This window comes from Pelatocladus sp. (genome assembly GCF_059505505.1).
In genome coordinates, this window is sequence record NZ_JCACKS010000009.1 from 1 (window position 1) to 21,787 (window position 21,787).

The window sequence follows — 21,787 nt, forward strand, 5'->3', positions numbered from 1 at the left end:
TGCTTTTACCTACGCTGCAAACTCTCGTTTGTGGGGGGAGAGTGAAAAACTACTACAAGATTTCAATCAAAATTTAAATCAAAAGTTATCCTTTGAGGAGTACTGTAACGGGATTATTCGGGCAAGTCTAGAACAAGTGGTGAAGTTATTACCACCAGATGTCAACCTGAGAATTCTGGAAATCGGGGGTGGAAATGGAATTGCTACAGAAGTTCTGCTCCCAATTTTGCCATCAAAGCAAACTAATTACACTTTTACGGACGTAGGTGGTTTGTTCCTACAACTAGCTGAACAAAAATTTAGCGCCTATCCTTTTGTTGAATATCGTTTGCTAGACATTGAGCGACCTCCAACTGAGCAAGGTTACTCAACACACTGCTTTGATGTAGTAATAGCTGTCAATGTGCTGCATGTTACTCGAAACATGGCACAAACCTTAGACCATGTACGCTCTCTGTTAGCCCCTGGAGGCTTTCTCCTGATTTGGGAAATTACACAACCTCAAATAGAATTCGACATGACTGACGGTCTGCTGATGAATCCGCTTGAGGATGAAGAACGCAGCCAAGGAAATCCGTTTTTATCAAAACAGCAGTGGGAGGAAGCACTATGCGAGCGTGGGTTTGTTGAGGTAGTGGTTCTATCTGAAATTGAAGCTTTTGGGCACGATGTTCTGGTGGCTCAAGCTTCGACAGCGGGAGATTTATCAGCACCACCAGCATTTACCATGTTGGTTGAGCAAAAAAAAGCCGATCAGATGCCTCAAGTCTCATTAAACAAGAAAGCCGACATTGCCGATTGGTTCTACATTCCATCATGGAAACGCTCGATGCTGCCACAGCCTTTGGACTTAAAAGTTCAAGCAACTCAACCAGGATGTTGGTTAGTGTTTGCCGATGAGTGCGGCTTGGGTGAGAAAATGGTCGAAGGTCTCGATCTTGACGGTCACGAGGTGATTACAGTCAAGGTTGGAGAGCAATTTGGTAAAAAGAATAAATCGTCTCAATGGGCATATACCATCAACCCTCGACAACGGGATGATTACAACGCACTATTCAAAGAGCTTCTTGCACTGAACAAGACCCCAAATAAGATTGTTTATTTATGGAGTGTCACACCAAATCTCCACACAAAATTATCAATTGATTCCTTAGAAAAGTCTGAATATTTATGCTTTTACAGCCTACTGTTTTTGACGCAAGCACTTAATGACAACAATCAAACACATTCCCTTGAAATTGCGATTGTCTCAAACAATATGCAGGAGGTGACAAGCTCAGAAACGCTATGCCCAGAAAAGGCACTTCTTCTCGGGCCGTGTAAAATTATTCCAATAGAGTATCCAAATATCAGCTGTCGTAGCATTGATATCGATATTCCCTCAGATGAAAGTTGGCAAGAGGAACAACTGATTAAAGGGCTGTTGAACGAGCTATATGCCCAAACATCTGACCAAGTTATAGCCTACCGTGGGTATCATCGCTGGGTGCAGGACTTTCAACCTATCCGATTAGATGGAAGAGTTGAAGGAAATCCTCGATTAAGGGAAGGGGGAGTCTATTTGATTACGGGTGGGCTAGGAGGCATTGGTCTTGCACTAGCAGAATACATAGCACAGACAGTACATGTTAAGCTAATACTTCTAGGGCGTTCAGCTTTTCCCGACCGAGACGAGTGGTCACAATGGCTATCAACTCATGATGAGCAGGATAGCGTCAGCTGTAAAATCCACAAATTGCAGGTCATAGAAGCATTGGGTGCAGAGGTGATGGTGGTTAGCGCTAACGTTGCTAACTTTGAACAAATGTCGGCGGTTATCAAAAAAGCGAATCAGCAATTTGGTCAGATAAATGGGGTGATTCATGCAGCAGCAGTTCCTGGAGGAGGCATGATTCAACTACAAACAAAAGAAGTTGCTGCAACTGCTTTGGCACCAAAAGTTGTGGGAACAATAGTTCTCGATCTTCTCTTCAAGGATGTCAAGCTGGATTTCTTTGTACTCTGTTCATCACAAAGTTCGTTTCTGGGCGTACCAGGGATGGTAGACTATACTGCTGAAAACACCTTCCTTGATGCTTTCGCTCACTATAGTGTTTATCAATATAACAGGTTCACTATATCTATTAACTGGGATAGATGGAACAATTTAGGAATGGCGATCGCTGTCGAAGCAAGACATAAGCAGATAACAGGAGAAGCTTTGACGGCAGGAATGACGACTTCAGAGGGAATTGAGGCATTTAGACGTATTCTATGTAGTAATACAGTATCTCAAGTCATTGTATCAACACAAGATTTTCAGCGCTTAATTCAGACGCAGGATTCTGCTCAGTCTTTCTCAGAGGAATTAGCGCAACAGAATCAAGTCAAACAAACTTACCCCCGTCCCAATTTGGGAAATGCTTATGTTGCCCCTCGTAACGAGGTCGAACAAACCCTTGCTGACATCTGGCAACAACTCTTGGGTATTGGACAAGTGGGTATCTATGACAACTTTTTTGAGTTGGGAGGAGATTCTTTATTTGCTACTATGGCTGTTTCTCGATTGTGCAAAACCTTCGAGGTAAAATTACCTTATCAGAGCTTTTTTAAAGCACCCACTATAGCCCAGTTGGCTGAAGCGCTGATCCAAAAATTAATCGAGCAAAGCGATCGAGACGTATTGGTAGCAGCCTTAGCAGACATAGAACAACTATCAAAGGATGAGGTATAGACATTACTTGTCTCACAAGAGCATTTAATTGAGGTAAGGGGGCCAAATGAGTGAACTTTCTCAGCGCATCGCCAATCTTTCTCCAGAAAAACGCAAGCTTCTGCTGCAAAAACTGAATGAAAAAAAAGGAAATCCTTTCTCACCAATAGCGATCGCACCCCAAAGTCGAAAATCCAATTCGTTTCCCCTATCGTTTGCCCAGCAGCGCCTGTGGTTTATTGACCAGTTAAACCCCGATAGCGCCGCCTATAACATTGCTCAAGCCATGCGCTTTGAGGGTCAACTCAACGTGTCAACGTGGGAGCGTAGCATCAACGAAATTGTTAGGCGTCATGAAGCCTTACGCACTACATTTATCACAGTAGATGGTCAACCACTCCAAGTAATTGCCCCAACTTTAACCTTGACGATACCAGTAGTAAATATCCAAGAGTTGCCGCCAACGGTACGGGAACGTAAAGTTCAGCAATTAGCTACCGAACAAGCTCAGCGTCCCTTTGACTTAACCAAAGGTCCGTTACTGCGAGTGATGCTACTGCAATTGAGTCAAACCGAGTACGTGATGCTGTTCGTAATCCATCACATTGTTTGTGATGGCTGGTCGCTCAGTATATTCATTCAGGAACTGTCAGCACTTTACAAAAATTTTAACAGCGATCGCCCTGTTTTGCTTCCAGAACTTCCCATTCAGTATGTGGACTTTGCTCTTTGGCAGCGGCAGTGGTTTCAACAAGAGGAACCAGAGAGGCAACTAGCTTATTGGAAGCAGCAGTTGGCTAGTGCTCCCTCCGTAACAGAATTACCTACTGACCGTCCACGTCCGGTTGTTCAGACCTACCAAGGTGCAACGCAGTTTTTGCAACTTTCTAAAACCCTAACCGAGGCGCTTAAGGCTCTTAGTCAGCAGGAGGGAGTAACACTATTCATGACGTTGCTAGCGGCGTTCAAGACGTTGCTTCACCGTTATACTCAGCATGAGGACATCCTAGTCGGCACTACTGTCTCCGGGCGCAATTGGGTTGAAACTGAAGGGTTAATTGGATTTTTTGTCAATACCTTGGTAATGCGTACCTACTTTGGAGGCAATCCCAGTTTTCGGGAGCTTTTGGTAAGAGTGCGTCAAGTTGCTTTAGAAGCTTATGCTCACCAGGATCTGCCTTTCGAACAAATACTTGAGGAACTGAAGCTAGAGCGGTATTTGAGCCATACACCTTTGTTTCAGGTGATGTTTCAACTTCAGAATTTCCTAAAAACAACTCTCGAATTACCTGGTTTGACCGTGAGTTCCCTGGACATTGAAAAAGGAATAGCGAAGTTTGAGCTAGCTATGGAAATGATGGAAACCGAGCAAGGGCTAATTGGAATTATGGAGTACAACTCGGCTCTATTTGATGAGGTTACTATTAGCCGAATGTTGAGCTGTTTTCAAACCTTACTAGAAGGTATTGTTGCTAATCCTGACCAAAGAATCTCGAACTTGCTGCTTTTAACACTAGTTCAGGAGCAAGTATTGCTAGTAGACTGGAATGATACCTCTGTTGATTATCCTCAGCAGCAATGTATTCATGAATTATTTGAAGCACAGGTAGAAAAAACACCTGATGTGGTAGCTGTAGTGTTTGAAGATGAACAACTAACCTACAGTGAACTCAATGCTAGAGCAAATCAACTAGCACATTATTTGCGTTCTTTGGGAGTCAAACCAGAGGTATTGGTAGGGATTTGTGTAGAGCGATCGCTCTTAATGGTCATTGGACTATTAGCCATCCTCAAAGCAGGTGGTGCATATGTACCACTAGACCCTAGCTATCCTCAAGAAAGATTAGCATTTATTCTAGAAAATGCCCAAACACCAGTATTGCTGACTCAGCATAAACAGTTACATAAACTTCCTAAGAGTGACATACACGTAGTCGATCTTGATGCAGACTGGAGGATTATCTCACAGGAAATTGAGGATAATACGGAAAGTTGTGTCACATCTTTGAACTTAGCTTATGTAATTTATACATCAGGATCAACTGGAAAACCAAAGGGAACTATGATCCCTCATCAAGGACTGGTTAATTATCTGAGTTGGTGCAAGAAGTCTTATCCAGTAATGGATGGTTGTGGCACACCTGTTCATTCATCAATCAGCTTTGACGCAACGATTACAAGCTTGTTTTCTCCATTACTAGGGGGCAAGAAAATAGTTCTTCTTCCAACAGAAAATGAAATTGAAGCTCTTAAGACTGTTTTGTGCTCTAAAAGTGATTTTAGTTTAATTAAAATTACTCCAGCGCATCTGGAAATTCTCAACCAGTTGTTACCTAGTGAGGACATTGCAGATCAAACCAGAGCTTTGATTATAGGTGGAGAAGCTTTGTATGGTAAGAATCTTTCAAAATGGCGAACTTATGCACCCAATACCAAAATAATTAACGAATATGGTCCGACAGAGACTGTTGTTGGATGTTGTGTATATGAGGTATCAACAAAAACTTCTTTATCTGGTGTAATTTTAATAGGTAGTCCAATTGCTAATACTCAACTTTACATATTGAATAAACACTTACAACCTGTTCCTGTAGGTGTACCAGGTGAACTGCACATAGGTGGCGAAGGACTAGCACGGGGCTATTTTCACCGACCTGATTTGACCGCAGAGAAATTTATACCCAATCCTTTTAGCAAAAATGCAGCAGCACGCCTGTACAAAACAGGAGATTTAGCACGCTATTTACCAACTGGAGAAATAGAGTACATTGGTCGCATTGACCACCAGGTGAAGATACGTGGTTTCCGCATTGAACTTGGCGAAATCGAAGCGGTGCTAAATCAACATCCTGATATACAGCAAACTGTGGTGTTCAATCGGGAAGATCGTCCAGACAACAAGCGGCTTGTAGCTTATATCGTACCTCGTTTAAGTAAAATTCCTAGTTTTAGTAACCTGCGCGACTTTCTCAAAGAAAAACTACCTCAGTATATGGTACCTTCAGCCTTTGTGGTGCTAGAAGCGCTACCATTAACCGCCAATGGCAAAATAGACCATCAGCAATTACCCCAGCCTGACGATTTACCAAAAGAACTAGCAGCCGCTTACGTTGCTCCCCAATCTCAAACAGAAAGAATGCTTGCCAATATTTGGCAAGTAGTACTGAATGTGGAAAAAGTGGGAATTTATGATAATTTTTTTGATTTAGGCGGACATTCTTTACTGGCAGTTCAAGTTCATAGCAAGCTACGAGAAATTGTTCATAAAGATATATCAATAGTCGATTTATTTATATATCCAACTATCAGTTCTTTTGCCAAATATCTAAGCCAAGGAGATATTTTTGAGCCGGAAATAGAATCTTTGCCAACCTCCCGTAGAGCAGCCTTAAAGCAGCAACGCCAACGTAGAAACAGTTACCCTGCAACTGAAAATTAGGAGTCCTCAAATGAATCATCAAGAATCATTAAATGACCCAGAGTCAATAGCGGTAATTGGCATGGTTGGTCGTTTTCCCGGAGCGAAAAATCTGAATTCGTTTTGGCAGAATCTACGTGATGGTGTGGAGTCAATTTCGGTTTTTACCGATGGAGAACTATTAACGTCAGGGGTAGATTTACAGATTTTACAAGACCATAACTATGTGAAAGCCAAAGGAGTTTTAGAAGATATTGAATTATTTGATGCTGCTTTTTTTGGATTTAATCCCAAAGAAGCAGAAATCACCGATCCTCAACATCGGCTATTTTTAGAATGTGCTTGGTCAGCTTTGGAAAATGCTGGTTATAACTCGGAAATTTATCCAGGTCGGATAGGCGTTTATGCTGGTGTGAGCCTCGGTGGTTACTTGTTTCATAACTTAGTTAACAATCAAAATTTACTGGAATCAATTGGCATTTATCAAACATTATTGAGTAATGACCGTGATTTTTTAACCACACAAGTTTCTTACAAATTAAACTTAACTGGGCCAAGCGTAGTGATTCAAACTGCTTGCTCTACCTCACTGGTTGCTATTCATTTTGCTTGTCAAAGTTTGATTGCTGGTGAAAGTGATATGGCACTGGCTGGCGGTGTTTCAATTAGCGTGCCGCATCGAGTTGGTTATAGTTATCAAAAAGGAGGAATCTTTGCTCCTGATGGTCACTGCCGCGCCTTTGATGTCAAAGCTGAGGGAACTGTTGCTGGTAGTGGCGTTGGCATCGTGGTTTTAAAACGACTAGAGGACGCTTTAGCAGATAGAGACTGTATTCACGCAGTTATCAGGGGGTCAGCTATCAACAACGATGGTGCCGTTAAGGTTGGTTACACAGCCCCTAGCATAGAAGGACAAAAAAACGCGATCGCCCAAGCCCAAGCCGTCGCCGGGGTAGCAGCTGAAACAATTACCTACATTGAAACTCATGGAACCGGCACAGTTCTAGGCGACCCCATTGAAATTGCCGCACTGAAAGCGGCGTTTCGTGAGAGTACTCAAAAAAATGGTTTTTGTGCCATTGGTTCGGTAAAAACCAATATCGGACATTTAGATGCGGCTGCGGGTGTCGCAGGCTTCATCAAAACTGTTCTGGCACTGAAACACAAGTTAATTCCTCCCAGCTTGAACTTTCAGCAGCCCAATCCTCAAATTGACTTTTGCAACAGTCCTTTCTACGTCAACGCTACTCTGTCCCCTTGGGAGACAAACAACACCCCCCGGCGGGCGGGTGTGAGTTCCTTTGGCATTGGGGGGACTAATGCTCATGTAATTGTGGAAGAAGCACCCCCCATCGAAGCTTCCAGTCCTTCCAGACCTTGGGAATTGTTACTTTTGTCTGCCAAAACCGCTTCTGCTTTAGACATGGCCACAGTTAATTTAGTTGAACATTTGAGGTTACATCCTGAAGTCAACTTAGGAGATATTGCCTACACCTTGCAGGTCGGGAGACGAGGCTTTAACCATCGACGGTTCTTGGTTTGCCAAGATATTAACGATGCAGTCACAACACTAGAAATCAAAGATTCGCCCAGAGTTTTGACTTTTCACCAAGAACACCGCAACCCGCCCGTAGTGTTTATGTTTCCCGGACAGGGAACACAGTATGTAAATATGGCCTTGGAACTTTATCAAGTTGAGCCGACGTTTCAAGAGGCACTTGATTTGTGCTGTGAACTTTTCCAAGGGCACCAGGGGCTTGACTTACGTAGCGTGTTATATCCCAAGAAAGAACAAGTTGAAACTGCGACGCAGCAACTAAACCAGACCGCCATCACGCAATCAGCCCTGTTTGCGATCGCATATTCTCTAGCTAAGTTGTGGATGTCGTGGGGCATTCATCCCCAAGCGATGATCGGTCATAGCATCGGTGAATATGTAGCAGCACATCTTGCTGGTATTTTTTCCTTAGAAGAGGCTGTGGCACTGGTAGCAGCACGGGGACAGCTAATGCAGCAATTACCTAGTGGGTCAATGTTAGCTGTGCCACTTTCTGCCCAACAGGTGCAACCCCTGTTGGGGGAAAAACTTTGTTTAGCGGCGATTAATGCCCCATCCTTGTGCGTAGTTTCCGGTTCTACAGATGCGATCGCTCAACTGGAAAATCACCTCGTTGCACAAGGTTTGAAAGTTCGCCGTCTTTTGACCTCTCATGCTTTCCATTCCCAGATGACCGACCCAATTTTAGAATCATTTAGACAGCTGGTAAACCAAGTTAACCTGAAGCCTCCTAAAATTCCCTATGTATCCAACATCACAGGTAATTGGATTACAGATATAGAAGCAACAGATCCAAACTACTGGGTTAAACATCTGCGGCAAACAGTTCGCTTTGCTGATGGGCTGAAACTTTTGTTACAAGAATCAAATCGGCTGTTCCTGGAAGTAGGCCCTGGAAAAACCTTAAGCACATTTGCCAGACAATCTTTACAAAAAGCAGATAATCATCTTATATTATCCACCTTGAAGCATCCACAAAACCAACAATCAGATCGAGAATTTTTACTCACAACACTTGGTCAAATTTGGCTAGCTGGCAAAGAGATTAATTGGTCGAAATTTTATCGACATGAAAAACACCTTAAAGAAGCTTTCCGCAGGAATCGCCTACCTTTACCCACCTATCCATTTGAACGCCAGCGTTACTGGATCGAACCACAAAAACAGGCAGATACTCTTAACAATTACGCCGCATCATCAAAGAAAAAGCCAGATGTTAGTTCTTGGTTTTATATGCCCATCTGGAAACAATCTATGCCGTCTCAGCCTTTTTAGCAGAAATCGCAAAGCAAAAGTCGTGCTGGCTGCTATTTATTAATGATTGTAGTTTGAGTTTGCAAATGGTGAAACAACTGGAGCAACAAAACCAGGATGTAATCGCCGTGAAAGTGGGAAAACAATTTGTCAAGCTCAGTAATAATACATATATTCTGAATCCCCGACAGCGTGATGATTATAGTCCCTTGCTTCAGGAACTCTGCAATTTGGGAAAAATCCCCAAAACTATTGTGCATTTATGGAGCGTTACCTTAGATGAACACACTCCTTTAGAAACTCAAGATTTAGGCTTCTACAGCTTGTTGTTTCTAGCTCAGGCACTAGGAGAACGTAATTTTACAGATCCTCTGCAAATTGGGGTTGTTTCCAATAATATGCAGCAAGTGACAGGCATGGAGACACTCGATCCAGAAAAAGCCACCTTGCTCGGTCCTTGTAAAGTTATTCCCCAGGAATACCCACAAATTACTTGCCACAGCATTGATATTATCATTCCCGAATCGAAAACTTGGCACGAAGAAAAACTTGTAGAAGATATATTATCAGAACTTATTCTGGAACCAGCTAACTCAGTTACTGCCTACCGTGGGAATCGCCGATGGGTGCAAACCTTTGAGCCAATGCAATTGCTAGCATCTGTCCCAGATAAACCTCGTTTACGTCATCAGGGAGTGTACCTGATTACAGGCGGGTTGGGAGGCGTTGGAGGAGTGCTTGCAGAATATTTGGCACAGACTGTGCAAGCAAAGTTGATCTTGATCGGACGTTCTAGTTTCCCTGGAAGAGAAGAATGGCAACAATGGCTGAAAAATCATTATCAACAGGATAAAATCAGCCGCCAAATCCGGAAAGTGCAAGCACTTGAAGAGTTGGGCGCAGAGATTTTGGTAAAAAACGCCGATGTTGCTAATCTAGAACAGATGCAGGCAGTCATCAATCAGGTAGTTGAGAAATTTGGCGAAATTCACGGTGTGATTCACGCTGCGGGGATTGCAGGAGGGGGTGTGATTCAACTCAAAACTCCAGAATTAGCAGCAAGTGTGCTTTCCCCCAAGGTGACGGGAGCCAGAGTACTTGATACTATTTTCCAAAATCAGCAGTTAGATTTCTTTGTTCTTTGTTCATCACTTAACTCAGTTTTAGGGGGATTTGGTCAGGTAGACTATTGTGCCGCTAATGCCTTTTTGGATGCGATCGCTTACTCTAAATCTGCCAAAGATGGAACCTTTGCAGTATCTATTAACTGGGATACTTGGCAAGAAGTTGGTATGGCGGTGGACACAGCGGTGCCTATTGACCTGAGACAGCGCCGAGAAGAGAACCTGAAAAAAGGCATGTTGTCCCAGGAGGGTAAGGATGTGTTTCATCGAATATTATGTCAGACTCTGCCTCAATTGATTGTCTCAACCCAAGATTTACAATTGATGCTTGAGCAGAGTCAGGCTGTAACACCGTTGACTGCTTTGCAAGAGTTAGTCCAGCCTTCTTTATCTAAATCAAAGCATCCAAGACCAAATTTAAGAAATGCCTATGTTACTCCCCGAAATCAAACAGAGCAGATTGTTGCTGAAGTTTGGCAGGAACTCCTTGGTTTTGAGCAAATTGGCAGCTACGATGATTTCTTTGAATTGGGTGGACATTCCTTGCTCGCTATCCAGATTATCTCTCAGTTGCGCCAAGCTTTTCAGGTGGAAATACCTCTGAATAATTTGTTTATAGCTCCGACGGTGGCTGCTCAAGCTGTGGCGATCACCAACCAGCAGACTCAATTGAGAACAGAGGATAATTCTGTAACTTCACTGCCCCGAATTATACCAAATCCAACTCAGCGCTATCAGCCTTTTCCTCTGACTGACGTGCAACAAGCTTACTGGATTGGTCGCAGTGGAGCCTTCGAGTTGGGAAATATCGCAACTCACGGATACCAAGAGATCGAAAGTATCGATTTGGATCTGGAACGGTTGAATCTAGCGTTGTGGCAACTAATCGAGCGTCACGAAATGCTGCGAACCGTGGTACTACCAGACGGTCAGCAACAGATTTTACAAACTGTGCCGAAATACCAGATTCAGGTTTTAGACCTGCGTGGACAGAACCCGGAAATAATGCGATCGCAGTTAGCAGATATACGGCAGCGGATGTCCCACCAAATACTACCATGCGATCGCTGGCCTTTATTCGATCTGCGAGTTTCTCTTTTAGATGCCCAACGCGTTCGACTTCATATCAGCATTGACGCTTTGATTGTCGATAATTGGAGTATGGAGATTCTGCAACGCGAACTGTTTCAACTTTACCGAAATCCTCAAGCCTTACTAGCTCCTTTAGAACTTTCATTTCGAGACTACGTATTAGCGGAGATTTCACTCAAAAATTCGGAATTTTACCAGCGTTCTAGAGATTATTGGCTCAACCGTCTCTCCACATTGCCCTCTGCACCGGAGTTACCGCTGATGACACGCCCTAGCTCTGTAACACAGCCCCACTTTGTGCGCCGGAGTGGGGACTTGCAGCCGACAATTTGGTTAAAGTTGCAAAATCGGGCTAATCAAGCAGGATTAACTCCTTCCGGCGTGTTGTTAGCTGCCTTTGCTGATATCCTGACTGTCTGGAGTCGAAACCCTCGTTTTACCCTGAATTTGACACTGTTCAATCGTCTGCCACTACACCCCCAAGTAAATGAACTGATAGGAGACTTTACTTCCTTGACCTTGCTGGCGGTAGATAATTCGATTCAGGAGCCGTTTGCAGCAAGGGCGCGACGACTACAGCAGCAGCTTTGGGAAGACTTAGAACACTCTTACTTTAGTGGGATTCAAGTTCTGCGAGAACTAGCGCGGACTCAAGGTGGAGCAACAAGAGCGGCAATGCCAATTGTGTTTACTAGCACCTTGACTCAAGGTACTTCAGACCAGGATACCTTGGAATCAGTCAACCTGGGAGAAGTCGTTTATAGCATTAGCCAGACTTCCCAAGTTTGGCTAGACCATCAAGTTTACGAAGATGGGGGAGCTTTGGTCTTTGTTTGGGACGCTGTGGAAGAACTTTTCCCAGAGGGACTTTTGGACGGTATATTTAGTGCTTATTGTCGCCTTCTCAATTCGCTTGCTACTGAGGAGGAGGTCTGGGAAGCAACAACACGACAATTCATACCCACAACACAGATAGAGCAGCAAGTAGCTATTTCTCCAGGAATGCTTCACACCTTATTTGCAGCGCAAGTTTCCCAGCGAATGCATCAGCCAGCTGTAGTCACACCCGACTGCACTTTGACCTATGGACAATTGCACTGCCGTGCCAATCAGGTAGCTCACCGACTCCGGCAACTAGGAGCTTGTCCTAATCAACTGGTGGCAGTAGTGATGAACAAAGGTTGGGAGCAAGTGGTAGCCGTCCTGGGAATTTTGATCGCCGGAGCCGCCTATTTACCCATTGACCCAGATATCCCTCAAGAGCGTTGTTGGCATTTACTAGAACAAGGAGAAGTTCAAATAGTGCTGACTCAGACTGCGATCGACACTCGTCTAAATTGGTCACAAAGCCTTCAGCGTCTCTGTGTGGACACTCTGGAGTTAGGGGAATACAACCAGTCCTTGGAGTCGGTGCAGACACCAGAGGACTTAGCCTATGTCATCTACACCTCCGGCTCCACTGGTCTACCCAAAGGAGTGATGATTGACCATCGCGGTGCAGTCAACACTATTCTCGACATCAACCAACGCTTTGGTGTCGGCGCAAATGACCGAGTACTAGCCCTGTCTTCCCTCAGCTTTGACCTATCGGTTTACGATATCTTTGGCACTTTAGCTGCTGGTGGAACAATTGTTATCCCCGAAGCCACGGCTAGCAAAGACCCAGCTCAGTGGTTAGAACTGATGCACCAACAGCAAGTCACTATTTGGAACTCTGTACCAGCTCTAATGCAGATACTGGTGGAGTACACAGCAGGTCGGTCTTCCCAACTGCCGAATTCACTGCGTTTAATTTTGTTGAGCGGCGATTGGCTCCCACTGAGCTTACCAGATCAAATTCAAGCGCTGTGCCAAAATGTCCAAGTTGTAAGCTTGGGAGGGGCGACTGAAGCTTCTATCTGGTCTATCTTCTACCCGATTGAGGCAGTTAACCAAGCTAGTAAGAGTATTCCTTACGGTAAACCGCTGACAAACCAGCGTTTTTACGTATTCAATCAGTTACTTGAACCTTGTCCAATTTGGGTGCCAGGACAACTTTATATTGCTGGAACAGGACTAGCACAGGGATACTGGCGAGATCGGAACCAGACCTCTGCCAGCTTTATCACTCATCCTCAAACCAAAGAGCGATTGTATAAAACTGGTGATTTGGGGCGGTTTTTGCCGGATGGCAATATTGAGTTTCTGGGACGAGAAGATTTTCAGGTCAAAGTCAATGGCTACCGCATTGAATTGGGTGAGATAGAGACAGTTCTGCAACAGCATCCTGGTGTGCGGGAGGTAGTAGTAACTGCTGTCGGAGAGTTACAAAAAAACAAGCAACTGGTAGCTTACATAGTCCCCAAGCAAGAACTAGTTCCCACTACTCAGCAGCTGATTGAAGCTTACGAACCCCCGCAATTTGAAGGAGTGTTGGTCGATCCAGTAGAGCGCATTGAGTTTAAGTTGCAGCAACCAGGATTACGACAGCTACAACTAAATCAATCCAGTATCCAGTTGCCTAAACCGGAATTTAATGAAGTTCTGACCCAAGCTTATTTGCAGCGTCAAAGCTATCGGCAATTTCTAGATGAATCTATTTCTCTGGAAAAGTTCAGCCAGTTTTTGAGCTGCTTGCTACAGATGAAACTAGATGAGTCTCCTTTACCTAAATATCGCTATGCTTCTGCTGGGAGCCTCTATCCTGTACAGACATACTTATATATCAAACCCAATGGAGTCGAAGGGTTGAAATCTGGTATATACTATTACCACCCTGCTGACCACCGTCTAGTACTACTTAGTGCTGTTAGCGAGATTAAGAGCAGCGTTTATGGTGGAAATCAGCCAATTTTTGAGAAATCAGCCTTTTCACTGTTTTTGATCGGGCAAATGCGTGCCATTACTCCGATGTATGGGGAATTGGCAAAAGACTTTTGTCTTTTAGAGGCTGGTTACATCAGCCAGTTGCTGATGCAGGTGGCACCAGAACACGAAATCGGACTTTGCCCCATTGGTTCCATTGAGTTTGAAGATTTGCGAGATTTATTTAGCCTGGAATCAACTCAAGTTTTACTCCACAGCTTTGTAGGTGGAGGGATAAACTCGGACTGGACTAAGCATTTGTTACAGCCCCAAACGACTCAAAAGCCAGACTCAATTACTGAGAATTTACGCAAGTTTCTGAAGCAGAAGCTACCCGAATACATGGTGCCTTGTGCGTATGTATTTTTAAATGTTTTGCCACTAACGCCCAACGGCAAGGTAGACCGAAAGGTTTTGCCAGTCCCCGACTTAACTAGGAATGACATCAAAGAAAGCTTTGTTGCACCCCGCACCTCTACTGAAGAAATTCTAGCCACCATTTTTGCTGAGATTTTGGATTTGGGAGAGATAGGAATACACGACAACTTCTTTGAACTCGGAGGCGATTCCTTGGCAGCTACCAGAGTAATTACGCGATCGCGTCAAGCATTCCAGCTGGATTTACCATTGCGGAGCTTGTTTGAAAATCCTACTGTGGCTGGTTTGGCGAATTGCATTCAGGCGTTTGGCATCACAGCACCAGAACTGCAATCGATCGCCGATATCACTGTAAGCGATCGCGAGCAAGGAAAATTATGAAACCCATTGACAAGTTATTATCTGATCTTAACCGCCTGGATATAAAAATCTGGAATGACGATCGCCAATTATGCTACGACGCTCCTCAAGGAACGCTAACACCTGTTCTGCGTTCTGAGTTGATTGAGCGCAAAGAAGAAATCCTCGCATTTTTGCAACAGGCTAATCTGGCATCAAGTTACACACTGAAGTCTATTCCCCGATTTCCACGACAGGGAAATCTGCCCCTGTCCTTTGCCCAGCAACGGCTTTGGTTTCTCAACCAGTGGCAACCTGACAACCCTTTTTACAACGAGTCTGCTGCCTTTAGCCTCCAAGGCTCGCTTAATATAGCTGCATTGACACAGAGTCTCAACGAAATTGTCTGCCGCCATGAAGCCTTACGGACAAACTTTGTATCCGTAGAAGGACAACCCAGCCAAATCATTGCTCCCTCCCTGACCTTGATTTTGCCAGTGATAAACCTGCAAAATTTACCAGAGATTGAGCGGGAAGCGGAAGCTCAACGTCTGATTGCTCGGTTGCTTCAACGACCTTTCAATCTAGCCAAAGATCCATTGCTGCACATGACTCTTCTCCAGTTGAGTCAAACCAAATATGTGGTGCTGTTGACAATGCACCACATTGTCTGCGATGGCTGGTCGATGGGAATCTTCTTCCAGGAGTTGGCAGCACTTTACGAAGCCTTCTGTAATGGAAAACCTTCTCTGCGAGACGCTACGCGAACACCACTGCCAAAGCTGCCTATCCAGTATAGTGATTTTGCCATCTGGCAGCACCAGTGGCTGCAAGGAGAGGTCTTGGCAGGTCAACTGAGCTACTGGCGGCAACAACTAGATAGCCATCCCCCGGTGCTAAATTTGCCAACTGATTATCCCCGCCCAGCTGTACAGAGTTTCCACGGGGCGACTCAATATTTATATCTTCCGATAGATGTCATGGAAGCCCTCAAAGCCCTGAGTTGTCAGGAAAAGGTGACTTTATTTATGACTCTGCTAGCAGCGTTTCAGACATTACTGCATCGCTATAGTGGACAAGATGACATCCTGGTAGGATCGCCGATCGCTAACCGTAATCAACCAGAAACTGAACGGCTTATTGGCTTTTTTGTCAATACTCTGGTACTGCGGATTTATCTGGGAGGCAACCCCAGTTTTCGAGAACTCCTGGGTCGAGTGCGTAAGGTGACGCTGGGAGCATATGCCCATCAGGATTTACCTTTTGAGAAGCTGGTGGAAGAACTGCAACCAGAGCGAAATCTCAGCTATCACCCACTTTTCCAGGTGATGTTTGTCCTCCAAAATGCCCCTAGTCAGGATATTAAATTATCCAGTCTGAGTTTGAGTTTTCTGAAGCTGGAAAACCAGACTGCAAAGTTTGATTTGAGTCTATCGATGCAAGAAACTTCTTCAGGGCTGAGGGGGGAGTTCGAGTACAATACGGATTTGTTTGAAGCTGCTACTATCAGCCGGATGATCGGGCATTTCCAGAACTTGTTACAGAGCATTCTTGCTAATCCTGAGCAGCATCTGGGTAGCTTGTGCTTGTTGAGTGTGGCCGAACAACGGCAGCTGCTAGTGGAGTGGAATCACATCCAAACCGACTATCCTCAAGAGCAGTGTATCCATCAGTTGTTTGAAAGCTCTGTAGAGCGATCGCCTGATGCCGTTGCTGTGGTTTTTGAAGACAAGCAACTGACTTATCGAGAGTTGAACCACCAAGCCAACAAAATCGCCCACTATCTCCAGTCTTTGGGTGTGAGGCCAGAAGTACTGGTGGGAATCTGCATGGAGCGATCGCTAGAAATGGTGGTAGGAATTTTAGGAATCCTGAAAGCTGGCGGAGCGTATGTACCATTAGATCCGTCTTATCCCCAAGAACGGTTAGCTTTCATGTTGGCAGACGCGAAACTTCTGGTGCTGCTGACTCAAGGGCGATTAGTTGCGGGATTGCCAGAACATGGGGCACAGGTAGTATGCCTGGATACCGACTGGCAGGCGAACACTTTTGGCTGGGCAAAGCAATGCCCACAGGATAACCAGGAAAATTTAGTCAATAATGTCACAGCTAAAAATTTAGCCTATGTGATTTACACATCCGGTTCTACAGGGACACCCAAAGGAGTGGCGATCGCGCACCAAGCTTTGGTAAACCACAGTACTGCGGTTGCTAAAGCTTATGAACTCCAACCAGGCGATCGCATTCTCCAATTTGCTTCTATTAGCTTTGATGTTGCAGCAGAAGAGTTGTTTTCTGCTTGGTTGGGCGGTTCAACTGTTGTGATCCGCCCCGAACGGGTGCTAGTCATCGCAGACTTCCAAGAATTTCTCAAGCACGAAAAACTAACTGTCCTGAATCTACCAACTGCATACTGGCATGAGTGGGTGTCCTACATTGCTCAACAAGAGATACCATTACCGATCGCGCTTCGGTTAGTGATTGTCGGAACCGAGTCAGTTTTACCAGAAAAACTTGCCCTCTGGCAGAAACTCGTAGACTATCTGTGCGAACAGCCGCCCTGCGGACACTTACGCATCCGTTGGCTTAATGCTTACGGTACGACTGAGACAACCATTGGGGTAACAATCTATGAACCAATTAGGCAAAAAAACCAACAACTTGCTCGTGTGCCTATTGGTCGTGCGATCGCCAACACGCAAGTCTATTTGCTAGATCAATATTTGAACCCTACGCCTGTTGGTGTAGCAGGAGAATTGCATATTGGTGGTGTTAGTCTAGCCAGGGGCTATCTCAACCGACCGGACTTGACCGCCCTTAAGTTTATTCCCAACCCTTTTAGCAAACAGACGGGGACACAACTCTATCGTACAGGCGACTGGGCACGCTATTTACCCAATGGAGAAATTGAATACTTGGGGCGAATTGACCAGCAGGTAAAAATACGGGGTTTCCGCATTGAATTGGGGGAAATTGAAGCAGTGCTGGCTAAACACCTTGGTGTGCGGGAAACTGTGGTACTCGATAGGGAAACTCAAGCCGGGAATCAGCAGTTGGTGGCGTATGTTGTTCCTCATAGCGATCGCACCCTGACCATCGACGAACTACGGGACTTTCTCAAGCAACATCTACCGGAATATATGATCCCGTCGGTCTTAGTGGTGCTTGATACAATGCCCTTGACACCAAATGGCAAAATAGATCGTCGGGCGCTACCTACAGTTGACAACACTAGACTCAAGTTAGAAAAAGATTTCCTCGCACCCCGGGATTCCTTGGAACTCCAACTGACGCAAATTTGGGAGGAAATTTTAGATGTCCATCCTGTGGGAGTACAAGATAACTTCTTTGAGATTGGAGGTCATTCGCTTTTAGCTGTACGCCTCATGGCTCAAATTCAGAAGCAGTTTGGATACAACTTGCCTCTATCTACTCTTTTTCAGGGAGCCACTATTGAAAAATCGGCAACTATCCTACGTCAACAGACTCATTCCCAGCCGTCCTCTCCCTTAGTAGCAATTCAACCTAGCGGTTCCAAGCCACCTTTGTTTTTTGTTCATCCAGTAGGTGGGAATGTTCTTTGCTACTACCAATTAGCACGTCATCTGGGAGCAGATCAACCATTCTATGGATTACAATCACTAGGTCTTGATGGGGAATCGCAGCCTTACACCAGAATCGAAGATATGGCAAATCACTACATAAAAGCGTTACGCGCCGTTCAAGCCGAAGGGCCATACTTTTTAGGAGGTTGGTCGATGGGTGGTGTAGTGGCTTTTGAAATAGCTCAACAATTACACAAGCAGGGTTATAAAGTAAACCTGCTTGCTTTGCTAGACAGTTTAGCACCAGTTGAGAGCAACAAAACTACAGATTATGAATATGACAATGCCAAACTATTAGCCAATTTCGCTAAGGATATGGCTGGCTCTAGAGAGAACAATTTGTCAGTTTTTGATGACAAGCTGCAACAGTTAGATATAGATGAGCAACTGAATCATTTCTTGGAACAAGCGAAGATAGCTAATTTCGTACCTCCAGATATTGGAAAGCAACAGCTTCACTATCTTATGCAGGTTTTCAAAAGCAACATCCAAGCCATGTTGAACTATGTACCGCAAGTTTATCCAAATCGAATCATCCTCTTCCAAGGCAGCAATATTGGTGAGCTTAATAATCCAACCTTAGGTTGGGATGAACTTTCCTCTAAACCAGTAGAGATTATTTATATTCCAAGTGAACATTACACGATGCTGAGTTTACCTCATGTCCAATTATTAAAAGAACAATTGAAATTGTATCTTGATTAATTTTACGAAATCGAACTTACCCTTGAATATTGGGGCGACATTAAAGCAGCTAAGTATAAATTAATTGGAAGATTTGGGTATAAATTTTGCCATAAATATAGTGAAAACTCTTTTGACAAAGCCAACTTGTCTTATCCAGTGAGCATCCTTAGACCTACCTAGGCCTTTCCAAATAATAAAATGCCCAGCCGTCGCTTTCGCCTGAAGGGCGAAAGCGCCTAAATACTTGGGCGGATGCCAAAATATATTTAATACGGCTGGGCATTTTATTACTTGGAGATCCCCTAAACCATAACCTGATTGTACAACGCCAAAATAACAGGACAGGAAGTATGCGTATAAAAATTGTGGCATTGGCATCACCAGGCGGCATCCGAGCTTACGTCGCCCTCGGGCTGGGATTGCAACGGGCTGGTCATTCAGTACAACTAGCTACTGTTTCTTATATGCAAGAGTTCGTTAGCAGTTGCGGATTGGACTTTGTGCCTATGGACTGTAATAACTTTAAAAAGATAAGTCCACTAATACCTTTCGGCAACAATCCCTTCCGTTTGATGCCTAATTTGGGCAATTGGCTACGACCAGTGAACGAGAGTCTGCTTCCTGTACTCTGGCAGGTTTGCCAAGATGCAGAGGCAATTGTTTTTAACTCAGAGACATTTGCCTGCTACGATATCGCTGAAAAACTTGGCATACCTTGCTACGCAGCTTGTGTGAACCCCCGTCATCAAACACGTGTTTTGCCTCATTTTCTTTTTCCTCACATACACTTACCAACTGTTCCGCGTTTAGAAGAGATTTACAACTGGCTGACCTACCCCTTGTTCGATCAACTCATCTGGCAATCTATTCGGCAACCAATTAACCAATGGCGACAGGAAACCTTGCACTTACCTCCTCTTTCCCCCAGGTCAGGTGTGTTGGCACGAATGCAGCAACAAAAAGTACCATTTCTTTACAGCTGTAGTCCTTCTTTTGTCCCTAAACCGAATGACTGGCCCGATTGGGTGTATGTCACTGGCTACTGGTTTCTTGAGCGTCCGTCGAACTGGCAACCGCCCAGCGACCTAGTAGATTTTCTGGCTGCTGGACCACCGCCAATTTATATTGAAACCTGGCATGAGAAAATCGGAGTAGAAACAGTTCGCAAAGTGCTAATTCAGACAGGACAGCGAGCAATTGTGCGAACCGTAGCAGGCGGGCTTCGTGATGCCAATTTTCCAGAAGATGAGATATTTACGATCCAATCAGTGCCTCACGATTGGCTGTTTCCGCAAATGGCGGCACTGGTGCATCACGGTGGTCATGGTACAACATTGAATGGTATACGTGCTGGCGTTCCTACAGTTACTATGCCCTACAATGGCGACCAGTTTCTCTTTGCGCGTAGAGTAGGGGAGTTAGGTTTAGGTCCACCGCCAATTGTGCAAGAACAGCCTTCAGTAGAGAAACTAGTTGTTGCAATTCAAACTGCTATCAACGATACAACAATGCGATCGCGTGCTGCGGCAATGGGCAAACGGATTCAGGCAGAGGACGGAGTAGCGAGGGCAGTCGAAGCTTTTCACAAGCATCTACCACCTAACTGACAACAGCACAATATCCCAGCCGAATCTATCCATTCAGGTTATGTAGTAAATGCAAGTACCTACATGCTGTAGCAATTTGCTTATTGATGATGTGCTAGTACGATTATACCTTTGTTTGCCAACACACAAATCTACATTATTATTATGATTATTGACGCGCAAACTATAGCAGAAGACACTGTTGTCGATAGTGACATTTGCATTGTGGGATCTGGGGCAGCAGGAATTACGCTGGCCAAAGAATTTCTAGGCACATCATATCGCGTCTGCCTTCTTGAAAGTGGGGGACTAGAACCTGATGAACTCACCCAATCCCTTTCTGAGGGCTATCCATTATAAACATCTTTCTTAACATTTCGAGAGTATTAACTCACGTCTCTAGAACCATGATTCGGTCGTTGTCCATTCTCAATAAAAACACAATTTTAGCGAGAAGGACAAACGCGAATTTGTCAAGTTCGCCTAAACTTTCAGTCTCTAAGATGCTTATATAACAAGGGTTTTAAGATTGTAAAGAAAGATGTGGGTAACGCATAGTTCTGAGGGGGAGGATGTTGGATTGCCATATTTCAAGTACATTCAGAGTTCCCGTTATTTAGGTGGTAATACCAACGTTTGGCAATCATGGTGTCGGCCACTTGATGAAATTGACTTTGAATATCGTCCCTGGGTTCCCTACAGTGGCTGGCCCTTTACCAAGCAAGAGCTAATTCCGTACTACAATCGTGCTCAACAGGTATGTCAGCTCCCTTATTCTGATTATGATCCTGCACATTTAGTAGAAGCTATAGGAAATCCTGAGTTACGTTTACTTCCATTACATAGTAGCCGGATAATTACAAAAATATGGCAATTTACCGTGCCACCAATGCGATTTGGGAAGACTTACAAAGTGGAACTTGAACGTGCGAAGAATATCCAAACTTATCTTCATGCAAATGTAGTAAATATTGAGACAAATGATACTGCACGATCAGTTACAAGATTAAGAGTATCTTGCATAAAAGGAACAAAATTCTGGGCTGAGTCACGGGTTTTTATTTTAGCTATAGGGGGAATTGAAAATCCACGCCTTCTCTTAGCATCTAATAAAGTTCAAAATACTGGTTTAGGTAATCAATACGATCTTGTTGGCCAATACCTTCGCCAAATTTATGAACTGGTAGAACAAGGATCGGCAGGGTGGATG

Annotated in this window: 5 protein-coding genes and 3 pseudogenes; all 8 read left to right on the forward strand. The window is 44.4% G+C overall.

From position 1 onward, the window contains the following. The coding region (locus AC5JMK_RS00720; protein WP_495909158.1) for a KR domain-containing protein at positions 1-2,713 on the forward strand (2,713 nt) is incomplete at its 5' end. Between the two features lie 46 nt (positions 2,714-2,759). After that, complete coding sequence (locus tag AC5JMK_RS00725) at positions 2,760-6,131, forward strand: non-ribosomal peptide synthetase (RefSeq protein WP_495909159.1); 3,372 nt, start codon at positions 2,760-2,762, stop codon at positions 6,129-6,131. A gap of 10 nt (positions 6,132-6,141) precedes the next feature. After that, positions 6,142-10,814: pseudogene (locus AC5JMK_RS00730) on the forward strand (type I polyketide synthase); the annotation flags it as partial. A gap of 87 nt (positions 10,815-10,901) precedes the next feature. After that, positions 10,902-14,741: pseudogene (locus AC5JMK_RS00735) on the forward strand (amino acid adenylation domain-containing protein); the annotation flags it as partial. Beyond that, complete coding sequence (locus AC5JMK_RS00740) at positions 14,738-19,009, forward strand: non-ribosomal peptide synthetase (protein ID WP_495909160.1); 4,272 nt, start codon at positions 14,738-14,740, stop codon at positions 19,007-19,009. The pseudogene AC5JMK_RS00735 and the gene AC5JMK_RS00740, both read left to right, overlap by 4 nt. Positions 19,010-19,341: 332 nt before the next feature. Then, positions 19,342-20,598: a glycosyltransferase gene (locus AC5JMK_RS00745; protein ID WP_495909161.1), complete on the forward strand. Its 1,257-nt coding sequence runs from the start codon at positions 19,342-19,344 to the stop codon at positions 20,596-20,598. A 144-nt stretch (positions 20,599-20,742) separates the two neighbouring features. Next, positions 20,743-20,937, forward strand: coding sequence for a hypothetical protein (locus AC5JMK_RS00750; protein WP_495909162.1), 195 nt, complete (start codon positions 20,743-20,745; stop codon positions 20,935-20,937). A gap of 181 nt (positions 20,938-21,118) precedes the next feature. Then, positions 21,119-21,787 (forward strand): annotated as a pseudogene (locus AC5JMK_RS00755) (GMC family oxidoreductase); the annotation flags it as partial.